The 15,382-nt window shown below is 66.4% G+C and carries 13 protein-coding genes; 6 read left to right on the top strand and 7 right to left on the bottom strand.

Going from position 1 to position 15,382, the window contains the following annotated elements; translation table 11 throughout:
• Positions 1-149: 149 nt before the first annotated feature.
• Genes DIE08_RS03540 through purN form a run of 3 tightly spaced genes read right to left on the bottom strand, consistent with a single transcriptional unit; the run spans position 150 to position 3,466 of the window.
• Positions 150-1,529, bottom strand: a complete 1,380-nt coding sequence (locus DIE08_RS03540) for a mechanosensitive ion channel family protein (protein ID WP_124901018.1) — start codon at positions 1,527-1,529, stop codon at positions 150-152.
• A gap of 15 nt (positions 1,530-1,544) precedes the next feature.
• Positions 1,545-2,807, bottom strand: coding sequence for an RsmB/NOP family class I SAM-dependent RNA methyltransferase (locus tag DIE08_RS03535; protein ID WP_124621548.1), 1,263 nt, complete (start codon positions 2,805-2,807; stop codon positions 1,545-1,547).
• The gene (gene purN / locus DIE08_RS03530; RefSeq protein WP_059603964.1) at positions 2,804-3,466 is read right to left on the bottom strand and encodes a phosphoribosylglycinamide formyltransferase; all 663 of its coding nucleotides are present in this window, start codon (positions 3,464-3,466) and stop codon (positions 2,804-2,806) included. Before purN ends, DIE08_RS03535 begins: the two co-directional genes overlap by 4 nt.
• A gap of 124 nt (positions 3,467-3,590) precedes the next feature.
• Between purN and DIE08_RS03525 the strand changes: the two genes are divergently transcribed.
• The 5 genes from DIE08_RS03525 to dut all read left to right on the top strand — a co-directional run bounded on the left by DIE08_RS03525 (position 3,591) and on the right by dut (position 9,807).
• Complete coding sequence (locus DIE08_RS03525) at positions 3,591-4,583, top strand: bifunctional riboflavin kinase/FAD synthetase (RefSeq protein WP_059603965.1); 993 nt, start codon at positions 3,591-3,593, stop codon at positions 4,581-4,583.
• A 102-nt stretch (positions 4,584-4,685) separates the two neighbouring features.
• Positions 4,686-7,523 (top strand): isoleucine--tRNA ligase, encoded by a 2,838-nt coding sequence (gene ileS, locus DIE08_RS03520; protein ID WP_124621546.1) that lies wholly within the window; start codon positions 4,686-4,688, stop codon positions 7,521-7,523.
• Between the two features lie 2 nt (positions 7,524-7,525).
• A complete protein-coding gene (gene lspA / locus DIE08_RS03515; protein WP_124901017.1) occupies positions 7,526-8,026 on the top strand; it encodes a signal peptidase II in 501 nt (166 codons plus the stop codon).
• A 67-nt stretch (positions 8,027-8,093) separates the two neighbouring features.
• On the top strand, positions 8,094-9,305 hold the full coding sequence (gene coaBC / locus DIE08_RS03510) for a bifunctional phosphopantothenoylcysteine decarboxylase/phosphopantothenate--cysteine ligase CoaBC (RefSeq protein ID WP_124901016.1): 1,212 nt from the start codon (positions 8,094-8,096) through the stop codon (positions 9,303-9,305).
• 55 nt (positions 9,306-9,360) lie between these two features.
• Complete coding sequence (gene dut, locus DIE08_RS03505) at positions 9,361-9,807, top strand: dUTP diphosphatase (RefSeq protein ID WP_057926079.1); 447 nt, start codon at positions 9,361-9,363, stop codon at positions 9,805-9,807.
• Positions 9,808-9,861: 54 nt separating this feature from the next.
• Here dut and DIE08_RS03500 read toward each other — a convergent pair whose 3' ends face one another.
• The 4 genes from DIE08_RS03500 to clpS all read right to left on the bottom strand — a co-directional run bounded on the left by DIE08_RS03500 (position 9,862) and on the right by clpS (position 14,884).
• A complete protein-coding gene (locus tag DIE08_RS03500) occupies positions 9,862-10,632 on the bottom strand; it encodes a hypothetical protein (protein WP_124621542.1) in 771 nt (256 codons plus the stop codon).
• 157 nt (positions 10,633-10,789) lie between these two features.
• Positions 10,790-12,169 (bottom strand): amino acid permease, encoded by a 1,380-nt coding sequence (locus DIE08_RS03495; RefSeq protein WP_124901015.1) that lies wholly within the window; start codon positions 12,167-12,169, stop codon positions 10,790-10,792.
• 103 nt (positions 12,170-12,272) lie between these two features.
• On the bottom strand, positions 12,273-14,573 hold the full coding sequence (gene clpA / locus DIE08_RS03490; RefSeq protein ID WP_124621538.1) for an ATP-dependent Clp protease ATP-binding subunit ClpA: 2,301 nt from the start codon (positions 14,571-14,573) through the stop codon (positions 12,273-12,275).
• Positions 14,570-14,884: an ATP-dependent Clp protease adapter ClpS gene (gene clpS, locus DIE08_RS03485; protein ID WP_006398529.1), complete on the bottom strand. Its 315-nt coding sequence runs from the start codon at positions 14,882-14,884 to the stop codon at positions 14,570-14,572. The genes clpA and clpS overlap by 4 nt, the downstream gene beginning before the upstream one ends.
• Positions 14,885-15,173: 289 nt before the next feature.
• Between clpS and DIE08_RS35475 the strand changes: the two genes are divergently transcribed.
• Positions 15,174-15,374 carry a hypothetical protein gene (locus DIE08_RS35475; protein WP_174906250.1) on the top strand — a complete coding sequence of 67 codons (201 nt, stop codon included), beginning with the start codon at positions 15,174-15,176 and terminating at the stop codon, positions 15,372-15,374.
• Positions 15,375-15,382: the final 8 nt, after the last annotated feature.

The raw sequence follows: 15,382 nt of genomic DNA, 5'->3' as shown, positions 1-15,382 counted from the left end.
CCGCGTGTAGACCGGAATTTTACTTCAACCGTTCCAAGTCTTTGTAAAAAATGAATATTTTCTTGTCTTGACGCAACGCGGACAGTCCATCGGCGGACCGGGAAAGCCCCGCGCTCCGGTTCTGACCGCCCGAATTGCCCGATTCGCGCCTAGGCCGCCGACGCCCGCCCGTCCCCCGCGCCGTTGACCGCCGCCACGGGCACGCCCTCGGCCCCCACGCCGGTCGCGGCAAACCCGTCGGGCAGGCCGACCACGCGCACTTCGCGCTGCGGAAACGGAATCGAGATTCCGTGCTCGCCGAAAAGCCGCCAGATGTTGCGGTTCACGGACGAACGCACGCCCGACGTGCCTTTCGCCGAATCCTCGATCCAGAAACCGAGCTCCAGATCGATCCCGTCCGCGCCGAAGCTGACCAGGTACGCGGTCGGCGCCGGCTCCGCGAGCACGCGCGGCACGCCGTTCGCGGCTTCCGCGAGCACCGAGAGCGCCTGCTCGACGTCGCTGGTATAGGCGACCTGCACGGCGACCTTCGCGTAGCCGCGCGTCAGGTACGACGACTGGTTCTGCACGACGTCGGTGATCAGTTTCTCGTTCGGGATCAGCGTCTCGTTGCCGTCGAGGCCGCGCACGACCGTATAACGCGTGCGAATCTGCGTGACGACGCCCTGCAGCCCGCCGACGCTGATCGCGTCACCTAGCCGCAACGAGCGGTCGAGCAGGATGATGAAGCCCGACACGTAATTGCTGGCGATCTTCTGCAGCCCGAAGCCGAGGCCGACGCCCACCGCGCCGCCGAACACGCCGAGCACCGTCACGTCGATGCCGACGAGCGACAGCCCGATCAAGATCGCCGCGAACACGAGCAGCGCGCGGCCGACCCGTGACAGCACGACCTTCAGGTTCGCGTCGAGCGTGGAGGCGCGCGCGAGACGCTCCTCGAACACGGAGCCGAGCCACATCGCGACCATCAGCGTCACGCACACCCACAGCGCGCCGGAAATCACCGACAGCAGCGTCAGGTGTGCATTCGCGACGCGGAACTGCACGCTGTCGAGCCACGCGATCACGTCGCGCTGGATCCCCAGCACCGTGAGCACCATCGCCGCCCACACGATCACCGACACGATCTTCTCGACGATCGACAGCCACGCATGCGTGTGGCCGTCACGGGCAAACACGCGCCGCGCGAAGAAGAACAGTACGTAGATCAACCCGATGCCGAACAGCGGCACGAGCGCGAGCGACAGCAGCGACGTCGACATGAACGGGTCGAACCCAAGCTGCGCGGCCAGCACGAACAGGCCGCCGAACAGCGGGAACAGCGCGCGCTTCAGGCTTTGCGCACCGGCACCCGGCGTCCGGCCGGCCGCGCGCCGGCGCGCGTCGATGCGGCCGTGCACGAAGCGCGCGGCGACCCACGCGAAACACAGCGCGCCGACGAGGATCGCTGCCTGCCAGATCATCACGGGCTGGTTGAAGTCGCGGATCACCGACGCGAGCCGGTGCGACAGCAGGCGGTTCTGCATCATCCGTGGGTCCTGCCGTTACTGCGCGCGCCGTTCGAGCACCGCGGCGAAGAAGCCGTCGGTCGCATGGCGGTGCGGCCACAGCGACAGGTAGTCGCCGGTCTCGAGCGCGATGCGCTGGTCGGCCAGCACCTTCTGCGCGGGCACCAGCACGAAGTCCGGATGATCGGCCAGGAACTGCTCGACGATCGCTTCGTTCTCCGCGTCGAGCACGCTGCAGGTCGCATATACGAGCCGGCCGCCCTTCTTCACGAGACGCGCGGCGCTCGCGAGGATCGACGCCTGCTTCGGCGTGAGTTCCTCGATCGACGTGCGCGTCTGGCGCCACTTGAGGTCGGGGTTGCGGCGCAGCGTGCCGAGACCGCTGCACGGCGCGTCGACCAGCACGCGGTCGATCTTGCCGGCGAGCCGCTTGATCTTCGCGTCGTGCTCGCTGTCGATCAGCACCGGATTCACGTTCGACAGCCCGCTGCGCGCGAGGCGCGGCTTCAGCTTCGTGAGGCGCTTTTCCGACACGTCGAACGCATACAGGCGCCCGGTCGAGCGCATCATCGCGCCGAGCGCGAGCGTCTTGCCGCCGGCGCCCGCGCAGAAATCGACGACCATCTCGCCGCGTCGCGGCGCGACCAGCGAGCACAGCAGCTGGCTGCCCTCGTCCTGCACCTCGATCTGACCTTCCTCGAACAGCTTCAGGCGCGTGAGCGCCGGCTTGCCGACGACGCGCACGCCGTGCGGCGCAAACGGCGTCTCACCCGCGTCGATGCCGTTCGCGCGCAGCGCGTCGATCACCTGATCGCGCGTCGCCTTCTGCGCGTTGGCGCGCAGATCCAGCGGCGCCGGGTAGTTCAGCGCCGCGGCGAGCTGCGCGAGTTCCTCGGCATCGAAACGGGCCGACAGCGCCTGGTAGATCCAGTCCGGCAGGTTCGTGCGCACGCGCACCGGCAGGCTCGCCGGATCGATCTTCGACACGTGCTCGAGCCACGCGGCCTCGGTGTCGGACACGAACGGCTTCAGCGCATTGCGGCCGAGCGTCTGCATCAGGCCGAGCAGCGTCAGGCGCCGCGCGGGGCTGCCCGTGCCACTCTCGGCCAGGTGCGAAAACTCCATCTTCCGGCGCAGCACCGCGAACACCGCCTCGGCGATCACGCCGCGCTCGGCGTGGCCGAGCTTCGGGTGCGCGCGGAAGAACCGGCTCGTGGTCGCGTCGGCCGGGCCGGTGAACTTCAGCACCTCGGCCAGCAAGGTCTCGGTCTGGCCAATCAGGAATCCGTGCAGCTTCATACGCCCTCGCTCGTTTCGGTATGCGGTTGATCCGCGAAAATCCAGCGCGCCTCATCCGGCGGCACAACTGCCCGGCCGTTCTCGAGGCGCAGGCGCCCCTCGACGAACCAGCGCACCGCACGCGGATACAGCACGTGCTCGACCGTCAGCACGCGCTGCGCGAGCGCGGCCGCGTCGTCGCCCGCGCGCACGGGCACCGCGCCCTGCGCGACGATCGCGCCGCTGTCGAGCTCGGGAATCACGAAATGCACGCTCGCGCCATGCAGCGCAACGCCGGCATCCAGCGCCTGCTGGTGCGTGTGGATGCCCTTGAAGCTCGGCAGCAACGACGGATGGATGTTCAGCAGCCGGCCCTCATATCGTCTGACGAAATCAGGCGTGAGGATGCGCATGAAGCCGGCGAGCACGACGAGATCGGGCGCGAAACGGTCAATCTCGGCGGCGAGCGCCGCGTCAAAGCTGTCGCGGCCGTCGAACGAGCGATGGTCGACCACCGCGGTCGCCACCCCGTGCGACGCGGCAAAAGCCAGGCCGGCCGCGTCGGGCCGGTTGGCGATCACGGCAGCGACCTCGGCCGGCCAGCGTTCCTGCGCGCACGCGCGGACGATGGCCTCCATGTTGCTGCCGCGACCGGAAATCAGGATCACGAGTTTTTTCATCCGCGAATTTTACCATTCGCCCCCGCGTTTCCCCCCCTTCTCGGCCGCCGGGCCGCCCGAACGTTTATAATCTTCTGCTTTGCGGCATCCCACCGCCCATTCCCCGACCGCTGCATCCGCTATCGTGAAAGTCTTCCGCGGCCTGCCCAACGCCGAGAGCCGTGCCCCGTGCGCGCTGACGATCGGCAACTTCGACGGTGTCCATCGCGGCCACCAGGCCCTGCTCGCGCGCGTGCGCGCGGCAGCGGACGCGCGCGGCCTGCCCGTGTGCGTGATGACGTTCGAGCCGCACCCGCGCGAATTCTTCAATCCGGCCGGCGCGCCGCCGCGCATCGCGATGCTGCGCGACAAGCTCGAGGCGCTGCGCGATCACGGTGTCGACCGCGTCGTCGTCGAGCACTTCAACCACACCTTCGCGAGCCAGTCGCCGCAGGCGTTCGTCGAACGCACGCTGGTGAACGGGCTGCACACGCGCTGGATGATGGTCGGCGACGATTTCTGCTACGGCGCGAAGCGCGCGGGCACCTTCGACACGCTGAAGGCGGCCGGCGAACAGTACGGCTTCGAGGTCGAGCAGATGGGCACGGTCGCCGGCAGCGACGGCACGCGCATCTCGAGCTCGGGCGTGCGCGCCGCGCTCGCCGCGGGCGATCTCGGCGCGGCTGCGCAGGCGCTGGGCCACGGTTATGCGATCAGCGGCCACGTCGCGCACGGGCTGAAGCTCGGCCGCGACCTCGGTTTCCCGACGCTGAACCTGCCGATCGCGCACAAGCGGCCGGCGCTCGCGGGCATCTTCGTCGTGCAGGTGCACGGCCTCGGCCCCGACCCGCTGCCGGGCGTCGCGAGCCTCGGGCTGCGCCCGACCGTCGACGATTCCGGCCGCGTGCTGCTCGAAGTCCACCTGCTCGACTGGCACGGCGACGCGTACGGCAAGCTGATCCGCGTTGAATTCCTGAAGAAGCTGCGTGACGAGGCGAAGTACGACGATCTCGAGGCGCTGTCGCGCGCGATCGCACTGGACGTCGCGAACGCGCGCGCGTACTTCATCGAGCGCGACCGTGCGCCGGGCAGCCGCGCGACCGGCTTCTCGACGTCGGCGACCGACCGAATTAGCTGATCCGGACGGCGGCGCCTGGCGCCGCACCCTCGCGCCGCCCACTCGCGCGCATCCCCGATTCACGACGCCCGAGCGTCCCCCGATTTAGATAGCGATCCCATCATGAGCAACAAGAAAGCCGATTCGAAACCGCAGGCCAAGTATCCGGTCAACCTGCTCGACACGCCGTTCCCGATGCGCGGCGACCTGCCCAAGCGCGAGCCGCAGTGGGTCAAGGAATGGGAAGAGCGCGGCATCTACGAGAAGATCCGCGCGGCCAGCCAGGGCCGGCCTAAGTTCATCCTGCACGACGGTCCCCCGTATGCGAACGGCGACATCCACCTCGGTCACGCGGTCAACAAGATCCTGAAGGACATCGTCGTCAAGTCGCGCAACATGGCCGGCTTCGACGCACCGTACGTGCCGGGCTGGGATTGCCACGGGATGCCGATCGAGATCCAGATCGAAAAGCAGTTCGGCAAGTCGCTGCCGGCGGCCGAAGTGATGAGCAAGGCGCGCGCGTACGCGACCGAGCAGATCGAGAAGCAGAAGGTCGGCTTCAAGCGCCTCGGCGTGCTCGGCGACTGGGCGAATCCGTACAAGACGATGAACTTCGTCAACGAGGCGGAAGAGATCCGCGCGCTCGGCAAGATCATCGAGAAGGGCTATGTGTATCGCGGGCTGAAGCCGGTGAACTGGTGCTTCGACTGCGGCTCGGCACTCGCCGAGGCGGAGGTCGAGTACAAGGACCGCACCGACCCGACGATCGACGTGATGTTCGCATTCGCGGAACCGGAAAAGACCGCGCAGGCGTTCGGCCTGCCGGCGCTGCCGCGCGCCGAGGGCGGCATCGTGATCTGGACCACCACGCCGTGGACGATCCCCGCCAACCAGGCGCTGAACCTCCATCCGGAAATCGTCTATGCGCTGGTCGACACCGAGCGCGGGCTGCTGATCATCGCGCAAGAACGCGTCGAAGCCTGCATGACCGAGTTCAAGCTGACCGGCCGCGTCGTCGCGACCACCCCCGGCGTGAAGCTCGCGAACCTGCGCTTCCACCACCCGCTCGCATCGGCCCACCCCGGCTACAAGCGCACCGCGCCCGTCTACCTCGGCGACTACGTGACGACCGATACGGGTACCGGCGTCGTGCACTCGTCGCCCGCATACGGCATCGAGGACTTCCAGTCGTGCAAGGCGCACGGGATGACCGACTCGGACATCATCAACCCGGTGATGGGCGACGGCCGCTACATCGAATCGCTGCCGCTGTTCGGCGGCCTGTCGATCTGGGACGCGAACCCGAAGATCGTCGATGCGCTGAACGCGGCCGGCTCGCTGCTGCGCAGCGAGAAGTACACGCACAGCTACATGCACTGCTGGCGCCACAAGACGCCGATCATCTACCGCGCGACGTCGCAGTGGTTCGCCGGCATGGACGTCACCCCGCGCGACGACGGCAAGACGCTGCGCGAAACCGCGCTCGAGGGCATCGAGGCGACCGCGTTCTACCCGTCGTGGGGCAAGCAGCGCCTGTTCAGCATGATCGCGAACCGTCCCGACTGGACACTGTCGCGCCAGCGCCAGTGGGGCGTGCCGATGGCGTTCTTCGTGCACAAGGAAACCGGCGAGCTGCACCCGCGCACGCTGGAGCTGCTCGAGGAAGTCGCGAAACGTGTCGAGCAGTCGGGCATCGAGGCGTGGCAGACGCTCGACCCGCGCGAGCTGATCGGCGACGACGCGAACCTGTACGAAAAGAACCGCGACACGCTCGACGTGTGGTTCGATTCGGGCACGACCCACTGGCACGTGCTGCGCGGCTCGCACAAGGATCAACTGCAGTTCCCGGCCGACCTGTACCTCGAAGGCTCGGACCAGCACCGCGGCTGGTTCCACTCGTCGCTGCTGACCGCGTCGATGATCGACGGCCGCGCGCCGTACAAGGGCCTGCTCACGCACGGCTTCACGGTCGACGGCGAAGGCCGCAAGATGAGCAAGTCGCTCGGCAACGGCATCGACCCGCATGAAGTCGCGAACCGACTCGGCGCGGAAATCATCCGCCTGTGGATCGCGTCGACCGACTATTCGGGTGAGCTCGCGATCTCCGAGGAAATCCTGAAGCGCGTGACGGAAGGCTATCGCCGCATCCGCAACACGCTGCGCTTCCTGCTCGCGAACCTGTCGGACTTCGACTATGCGCAGCACGCGGTGCCGGTCGACGAATGGCTCGAGATCGACCGCTACGCGGTCGCGTTCTCCGCGCAACTGCAGACGGAACTGCTCGGCCACTACGAGAAGTACGAGTTCCACCCGGTCGTCGCGAAGCTGCAGACGTACTGCTCGGAAGACCTCGGCGGCTTCTACCTCGACGTGCTGAAGGATCGCCTGTACACGAGCGCGGCCGATTCGCGCGCACGCCGCTCCGCGCAGACCGCGCTGTACCACCTCACGCACGGCCTGCTGCGCGTGCTCGCGCCGTTCCTGTCGTTCACGGCGGAAGAAGCGTGGAAGGTGTTCCAGCCGGCCAGCGACACCGTATTCACGGAAACCTACTACGCGTATCCGGAAGTTGCCGGCTCGGCCGCGCTGATCGAGAAGTGGGCGCTGCTGCGCGACGTGCGCGGCAACGTGACGAAGGCGCTCGAGGAGGCACGCACCGCGAACCGCATCGGCTCGTCGCTGCAGGCGGAAGTGGCCGTGCATGCGAGCGGCGCGCGCTACGACGCACTCGCGAGCCTCGGCGAAGACCTGAAGTTCGTGCTGATCACGTCGGCGGCAACGGTCGTGAAGGTCGACGACGAAGCGCAGGAAAGCGTCGACGTTGCGGCGTCGAAGTACCAGAAGTGCGAACGCTGCTGGCACTATCGCGAGGACGTCGGCGCGCACGCCGATCATCCGACGCTGTGCGGCCGCTGCTTCTCGAACCTGTTTGAAAACGGCGAAACCCGGAGCGCTGCTTGAATATGGCGAAGACTGTGTCGAAACCGGCCAGCGGCGCGCTCGCGCCCTGGCTCGGCATTTCGCTGATCGTGATCCTGTTCGATCAGCTGTCGAAGATCGCGATCCTGAAAACGTTCGTGTACGGCGCGCAGCATGCGCTGACGTCGTTCTTCAACCTCGTGCTGGTGTACAACCGCGGCGCCGCGTTCGGCTTCCTGTCGACCGCGAGCGGCTGGCAGCGCTGGGCGTTCACCGCGCTCGGCATCGGCGCCACGCTCGTGATCTGCTTCCTGCTGCGCCGTCACGGCCAGCAGCGGCTGTTCAGCCTGTCGCTCGCGCTGATCCTCGGCGGCGCGCTCGGCAACGTGATCGACCGGCTGATCTACGGCCACGTGATCGACTTTCTCGATTTCCACGTTGGCGCCTGGCACTTCCCGGCGTTCAACCTCGCCGATTCCGCGATCACGATCGGTGCGGTGCTGCTGATCTACGACGAACTGCGTCGCGTGCGCGGCTCGCGCTGAGCGCGCATACTCGGTGTCGACGGCCGGCTTCGCGCCGGCCGTTCCGTTTGACCCTTGGAGGCCTGAGTTGGCACACGCAGAACTCGCAGGAAAACACCTCGTTCTCGGCCTGACGGGCGGCATCGCCTGCTACAAGATCGCCGAGCTCACCCGGCTGCTGACGAAGGCAGGCGCGACCGTGCAGGTCGCGATGACCGAAGCCGCGACGCAGTTCATCACGCCCGTCACGATGCAGGCGCTGTCCGGCCGGCCCGTCTACACGAGCCAGTGGGACGCACGCATCGACAACAACATGGCGCACATCGACCTGTCGCGCGAAGCCGACGCGATCGTGATCGCGCCCGCGTCGACGGATTTCCTCGCGAAGCTCGCGCACGGGTTCGCGGACGACCTGCTGTCGACGCTGTGCGTCGCGCGCGACTGCCCGCTGCTCGTCGTGCCCGCGATGAACCGCCAGATGTGGCAGAACCCGGCCACGCAGCGCAACGTCGCGCAGTTGCGCGCCGACGGCGTGTCGGTGCTCGGCCCCGATTCGGGCGCCCAAGCCTGCGGCGAAGTCGGCGACGGCCGCATGCTCGAACCCGAGGCGATTTACGAAGCGATCATCGCGCACTTCGCGCCGAAGGTGCTCGCGCACCGGCGCGTGCTGATCACGGCCGGCCCGACGTTCGAGCCGCTCGATCCGGTGCGCGGCCTCACGAACCGCTCGAGCGGCAAGATGGGCTTCGCGCTCGCGCGCGCCGCGCAGCAGGCCGGCGCCGACGTGCATCTCGTCGCAGGGCCGGTCGCGCTCGACACGCCGTGGGGCGTGACCCGCCAGGACGTGCAGACGGCACAGCAGATGTACGACGCAGTGATGCAAGCGGTGTCCGACGCCGACATCTTCATCGCGGTGGCCGCAGTCGCCGACTGGCGCGTCGATCATCCGGCCGAGCACAAGATGAAGAAGACGGCCGACCGCAAGATGCCGGCGCTCGCGTTCGTCGAGAACCCGGACATCCTCGCGTCGGTCGCGGCGCTGCCCGATCCGCCGTATTGCGTCGGGTTCGCGGCCGAAAGCGGCGACCTCGACGTGCACGGCGACGAGAAGCGCAAGCGCAAGAACGTGCCGCTCCTGGTCGGCAATCTCGGCCCGCTGACGTTCGGCCGCGACGACAACGAAGTCGTGCTGTTCGAGGCGGCCGGCCTCACGCGCCTGCCGCGCGCACCGAAGGACGAACTCGCGCACGTGCTCGTCGCGGAAATCGCGAAGCGCCTGCCGGACAACCGCCTGATCTGATCACCCGCGCGGCGGCCCGCGCCGCCGCGCCCTTCCCGACCGATTCGACGACCGCATGAAACTCGATCTGAAGATTCTCGACGCGCGCATGCGCGATTACCTGCCCGCCTACGCCACCACCGGCAGCGCGGGCCTCGACCTGCGCGCGTGTCTCGACGCACCCGTCACGCTGCAGCCGGGCGAAACGACGCTCGTGCCGACAGGCCTCGCGATCCACCTCGCGGATCCCGGCTACGCGGCGCTGATCCTGCCGCGCTCGGGCCTCGGCCACAAGCACGGTATCGTGCTCGGCAACCTCGTCGGCCTGATCGATTCCGACTACCAGGGCCAGTTGATGGTCTCGACGTGGAATCGCGGCCAGACCGAATTCGTGCTGAACCCGTTCGAGCGGCTCGCGCAGCTCGTGATCGTGCCGGTCGTGCAGGCGCAGTTCAATATCGTCGACGACTTCGCGCAAAGCGATCGCGGCGAAGGCGGCTTCGGCAGCACCGGCCGACACTGAACGACACCATGCAAAAAAGGGGCCTCGCGGCCCCTTTCCTTTTTCCGTTACCGCTCACCGATCGGCCGTCTGCGCGATCCGCGCGGGCACAAGCTCGCGTCGCCGCGCCTGCGCGATGCTTGCATAGATCACCATCGCGACGAGCACGCCGAGCAGCACCGCCGACGATCCGACCGTGCCGAGCGCGAGTCCGCCCTTGGCAACCGGTTTCGTCAACAGGTCGCCGACCGTCGCCCCAAACGGCCGCGTGAGCACGAATGCGGCCCAGAACAGCAGCACGCCTGAAATGCGCGTGAAATAGTGGGCCAGAACGATCAGTGTGAGCAGCCCGCCGATCAGCAGCGCGCCGCCGCCGAAGCCGAGGCCCGAACTGTCCGCGAGGAAATCGCCGAGCGCCGTGCCGAGCGTGTTCGAGAACAGGATCGCGATCCAGTACAGCAGTTCGACCTTGCGCGTGCGGATCAGATCGACCGACAGCGATTCGCCGCTCAGGCGCCACACCGCGAAGATTGCCAGCAGGATCGCGACGAGAATCGACGAGCCGGCCGCATAGCCGAGGCCGAGTGTCCGGTCCATGAAATCGGACATCGTCGTGCCGGCGGTGCTCGTCGCGACGATTACGGCCCAGTAGATCGCCGGGCGATACTGCGTCGTTCTGAGCTGTGCGCCCAGCGTCACGAGAAAGAAACCGAACAGCAGGATCGAGCTCACCGCATAGCCGACGTTCAGCGTCATCGACAGCAGGTCGCCGCCGGTCTCGCCGAGCGTCGTCGCGCAGATCTTCATGATCCAGAACGCGAGCGTGATTTCAGGAAGTTTGTTCATTCGAACCCCTTTATGCAGGAAAGCGGCGAGCCGGCGCGTGCCGGCCCGCGTTGCAGACAGGATCGAATGCTAGTCTCCGCCGGCTTAACGAAACCTTAGCGAACGCGAAGAACGGTATGGCCGGCGAGCGCGGCCGTGGGCGGCCGCGCGGGCACCGTCAGCGTGCGTGTTCGTGCCGGTAGTGCAGCGCATACGCGAGCGTCAGCAGCACGACGAACACGACGCCAACCACCATCGTCATCCGGAATTCGCGCGTGAACGCGGTCGTCAGCAGGATCGCGCCGACGAGCCCGGCGCCGAGCAGGCTGCCGAACGGGTGCCCCCACATCCGGAACGGGAGCGTCGGGCCGCGATATTGCGTGCGAAAACGCAGGTGCGTGACGAAGATCATCAGCCACGTGAACAGCGCACCGAACATCGCGATCGCCATCATCACGGTGAACGCGGTATCCGGCGACAGCGCGACCAGCACGGCCGCGACCGCGACGCCGCTGGTCGAGATCCACAGCGCCGCACGCGGCACGCCGTTGTTGCCGAGCCGGCCGAACACGGCCGGCGCGAGCCGCGCGCGCGACAGGCTGAACATCATCCGCGTCGTCACGTAGAGCTGGCTGTTCATCGCCGACAGCGCGGCGATCAGCAGCACGAAGTTGATTACGCCGGCCGCATACGGCACGTGCGTTGCGGCCATCACCTTCACGAACGGGCTCTCGTCGGTGCCGGCCTGCGTCCACGGCACGATCGCGAGCATCAGCGCGAGCGTGAGCAGGTAGAACAGCACGAGGCGGAATACCGTCGAGCGGAACGCGCGCGTGACCGCGTGCTGCGGATCGCGCGCCTCGCCGGCCGCGATCGCGACCGCCTCGATGCTCATGTAGCTGAAGATCGCGACGATCACCGCGACCCAGGTGCCCCACGGCCCCTTCGGCATGAATCCGCCGTGCGCGGTGTAGTTCGCGAAGCCGATGCCCGATGCGGTCGGCGCCGACCACACGAAATAAGCGCCGAGCACGATGAACACGACGATCGCCGCGATCTTCAGCAGCGAGAACGCATATTCGACCGAGCCGTACAGCGTGACGCTCGCGAGATTCACCGCGATCAGCAGCGCGGAGAAGCCGATCACCCAGTACCAGCCGGGCACGGCCGGGAACCAGTACTTCATGAAGACGGCTATCGCGCTGATTTCGGTGCCGATCGCGAACACGACCGCGAACCAGTACGCATAGCGCACGAGAAAGCCCGCGAGCGGGCCGACGTAGTGCTCGGCATACGCGCCGAACGAGCCGGCCGTCGGATGCGCGACCGTCATTTCCGCGAGCGCGCCCATCAACAGCAGCGCGATCAGCGCGCCGATCGCGTACGAAACCAGCACGCTCGGGCCCGCGAGCCCGATCGCGAACCCGCTGCCGAGGAACAGCCCCGTGCCGATCGCGCCGCCGATCGCGATCATCGCCATCTGCCCCGACGTCAGCGCATGGCGCAACCCTTGTTCGCGCGCGACGATGTTGTCGAACGACCGTTGTTGTTGTGTCACCGCGTTACCACTCCCCTGCACCACCATCGCGCCACCGGCGCCAGATAAAACGAAACGGCGCGGAAAACTTCCCGCGCCGTTCGCATGAACAACGAATTATCGCTTACTCGACTTCGACCGTCTCTTCGTTCGGCTTGTGCGGCGGATTCGCCAGCTTGTCGAACGACAGCTGCACCTTGTCATTTTCGTCGACGTCGACCGTCACGTGACCGCCATTGACGAGCTTGCCGAACAGCAGTTCATCGGCCAGCGCGCGACGGATCGTGTCCTGGATCAGCCGCTGCATCGGCCGCGCGCCCATCAGCGGGTCGAAGCCGTGCTTCGCGAGATGCTTGCGCAACGCGTCGGTGAAGAGCGCGTCGACCTTCTTCTCGTGCAGTTGCTCCTCGAGCTGGATCAGGAACTTGTCGACCACGCGCATGATGATTTCCTCATCGAGCGAGCGGAAGCTGATGATCGCATCCAGGCGGTTGCGGAACTCCGGCGTGAACAGGCGCTTGATGTCGGTCATCTCGTCGCCCGTTTCGCGGCGCGTCGTGAAGCCGATCGTCGCCTTCTGCATCGACTCGGCGCCCGCGTTCGTCGTCATGATGATGATGACGTTGCGGAAATCCGCCTTGCGGCCGTTGTTGTCCGTCAGCGTGCCGTGGTCCATCACCTGCAGCAGCACGTTGAAGATGTCCGGATGCGCCTTCTCGATCTCGTCGAGCAGCAGCACGCAGTGCGGCTTCTTCGTGACGGCTTCGGTCAACAGGCCACCCTGGTCGAACCCGACGTAGCCCGGCGGCGCGCCGATCAGGCGGCTCACCGCGTGACGCTCCATGTATTCCGACATGTCGAAGCGGATCAGCTCGATGCCGAGCGTGAACGCAAGCTGGCGCGCCACTTCGGTCTTGCCGACGCCCGTCGGGCCGGAGAACAGGAACGCGCCGATCGGCTTGTCCATCTTGCCGAGACCGGCTCGCGCCATCTTGATCGACGCCGCGAGCGCGTCGATCGCCGGATCCTGGCCGAACACGACGCTCTTCAGGTCGCGATCGAGCGTCTGCAGCTTGCTGCGATCGTCCTGCGACACGCTCTGCGCCGGCACGCGCGCGATCTTCGAGATGATTTCCTCGATCTCGCTCTTGCCGATCGTCTTCTTCTGCTTCGACTTCGGCAGGATGCGCTGCGCGGCGCCCGCTTCGTCGATCACGTCGATCGCCTTGTCCGGCAGGTGACGGTCGGTGATGAAGCGTGCCGACAGCTCGGCCGCGGCCGACAGTGCACCCGACGAATACTTGACGCCGTGATGCTCCTCGAAGCGCGACTTCAGCCCGCGCAGGATCGCGACCGTCTGCTCGACGGTCGGCTCCGTCACGTCGACCTTCTGGAAGCGCCGCGACAGCGCCGCATCCTTTTCGAAGATGCCGCGATATTCGGTGAACGTGGTCGCGCCGATGCACTTGAGCGTGCCCGACGACAGCGCCGGCTTCAGCAGGTTCGATGCGTCGAGCGTGCCGCCCGAAGCGGCGCCCGCGCCGATCAGCGTGTGAATTTCGTCGATGAACAGGATCGCGTGCGGCCGTTCCTTCAGCTCCTTCAGCACCGTCTTCAGACGCTGCTCGAAGTCGCCGCGATACTTGGTGCCCGCGAGCAGCGCGCCCATGTCGAGCGAATACACCTGCGCGTTCGCGAGGATGTCCGGCACTTCGCCGCGCGTGATGCGATAGGCGAGCCCTTCGGCGATCGCGGTCTTGCCGACGCCGGCTTCGCCGACGAGCAGCGGATTGTTCTTGCGGCGACGGCACAGCACCTGCACGACGCGCTCGACCTCCGGCTCGCGGCCGATCAGCGGATCGATGCGGCCGTCCTTCGCCATCTGGTTCAGGTTCTGCGTGAACTGCGCGAGCGGGGTTTCCTTCTGCGCGTTCGCGTCTTCGCTTTCCGCGTTCGCGTCGGTCGACTTCGCGGCTTCGCCGCCGTTCGTCTTCGCGATGCCGTGCGAAATGAAGTTCACGACGTCCAGGCGCGTGACGCCCTGCTGCTGCAGGTAATAGACGGCGTGCGAGTCCTTCTCGCCGAAGATCGCGACCAGCACGTTCGCGCCGGTGACTTCCTTCTTGCCATTCGACGTCGACTGGACGTGCATGATCGCGCGCTGGATCACGCGCTGGAAACCGAGCGTCGGCTGGGTATCGACATCGTCGGTGCCCGGGACGGTAGGTGTGTTGTCGTGGATGAAATTGCGCAGGTTCTGACGCAAGTCCTCGATGTTGGCCGCACACGCGCGCAACACCTCGGCTGCCGTCGGATTATCCAGCAGGGCCAGCAACAGATGCTCGACCGTAATGAACTCATGGCGCGCCTGGCGTGCTTCCATGAACGCCATGTGCAGGCTGACTTCCAATTCCTGGGCAATCATGCTTCCTCCATCACGCACTGCAGCGGATGCCCGGCCTGCCGCGCATGGGTAACGACTTGCTCAACCTTGGTCGACGCGATGTCCCGCGTATAGACCCCACATACCCCTCGCCCTTCACGATGGACCTTCAGCATGATCTGCGTGGCCGTCTCGCGATCCTTCTTGAAATACTCCTGTACGACCATCACGACGAACTCCATCGGCGTGAAGTCGTCGTTCAGCAGCACCACCTTGTACATCGAAGGCGGCTTGAGCTTCTGCTGCTTGCGTTCCAGGACGGTGCTGTCCTGCTTGTCCGGGATAATCGCCATACACCCATTCTAAACAACTCGGACAGGCCCGCAATCCTGCCATTACCCGACCGACCGGCCGGCGCCCTCCCTGGTTCCCGACGACTCGCGATCGTCTTCGCACCATACGAAAGCCGGCTGCGGTGCCGGCTTTCACGCGTGGCGCGGAACACGAACCGTCAGGGGGAAACCGCACCGGACGTCGCATCCGCATCCAGTATCCCACAAGCCGGGACGACTCGATCGCGTGTCACTCGAGCCTGGTATATGAGCCGATTATGCGACTTTTCAAGTCCGCGCGCTCGGCGGCATGCTGCAAAGCAAAGCCGGAAAAACCCTGAAAATGGGTTCTTTACAACGGCCCTCTAACCGTCTAAAAATTCCGCTTGACACTCAAATAAAGAGCGCCAACAATCAAGCTGGCACTTTTTTCAACTCGCCGGTTGGCGAAATGAAAGAGGCCGAAGGTGAGCTTGTGAGGGGGGAACGGCTGTATTTTCCGGTCGTTTAGCTTTTCGA

This window comes from Burkholderia sp. Bp9004, from assembly GCF_003858025.1.
GTDB classification, from domain to species: Bacteria; Pseudomonadota; Gammaproteobacteria; order Burkholderiales; family Burkholderiaceae; genus Burkholderia; species Burkholderia diffusa.
The sequence above is the reverse complement of the archived record's forward strand: the minus strand, read 5'-3'. Positions and strand labels throughout refer to the sequence as shown.

Excerpts from the sequence above, each read along its gene's own strand:
- DIE08_RS35475 (WP_174906250.1), top strand. The coding sequence starts at position 15,174 with ATGCTGCAAAGCAAAGCCGGAAAAACCCTGAAAATGGGTTCTTTACAA.
- DIE08_RS03500 (WP_124621542.1), bottom strand. The coding sequence starts at position 10,632 with ATGAACAAACTTCCTGAAATCACGCTCGCGTTCTGGATCATGAAGATC.
- lspA (WP_124901017.1), top strand. The coding sequence starts at position 7,526 with ATGGCGAAGACTGTGTCGAAACCGGCCAGCGGCGCGCTCGCGCCCTGG.
- dut (WP_057926079.1), top strand. The coding sequence starts at position 9,361 with ATGAAACTCGATCTGAAGATTCTCGACGCGCGCATGCGCGATTACCTG.
- ileS (WP_124621546.1), top strand. The coding sequence starts at position 4,686 with ATGAGCAACAAGAAAGCCGATTCGAAACCGCAGGCCAAGTATCCGGTC.
- DIE08_RS03540 (WP_124901018.1), bottom strand. The coding sequence starts at position 1,529 with ATGATGCAGAACCGCCTGCTGTCGCACCGGCTCGCGTCGGTGATCCGC.
- DIE08_RS03535 (WP_124621548.1), bottom strand. The coding sequence starts at position 2,807 with ATGAAGCTGCACGGATTCCTGATTGGCCAGACCGAGACCTTGCTGGCC.
- purN (WP_059603964.1), bottom strand. The coding sequence starts at position 3,466 with ATGAAAAAACTCGTGATCCTGATTTCCGGTCGCGGCAGCAACATGGAG.
- clpS (WP_006398529.1), bottom strand. The coding sequence starts at position 14,884 with ATGGCGATTATCCCGGACAAGCAGGACAGCACCGTCCTGGAACGCAAG.
- clpA (WP_124621538.1), bottom strand. The coding sequence starts at position 14,573 with ATGATTGCCCAGGAATTGGAAGTCAGCCTGCACATGGCGTTCATGGAA.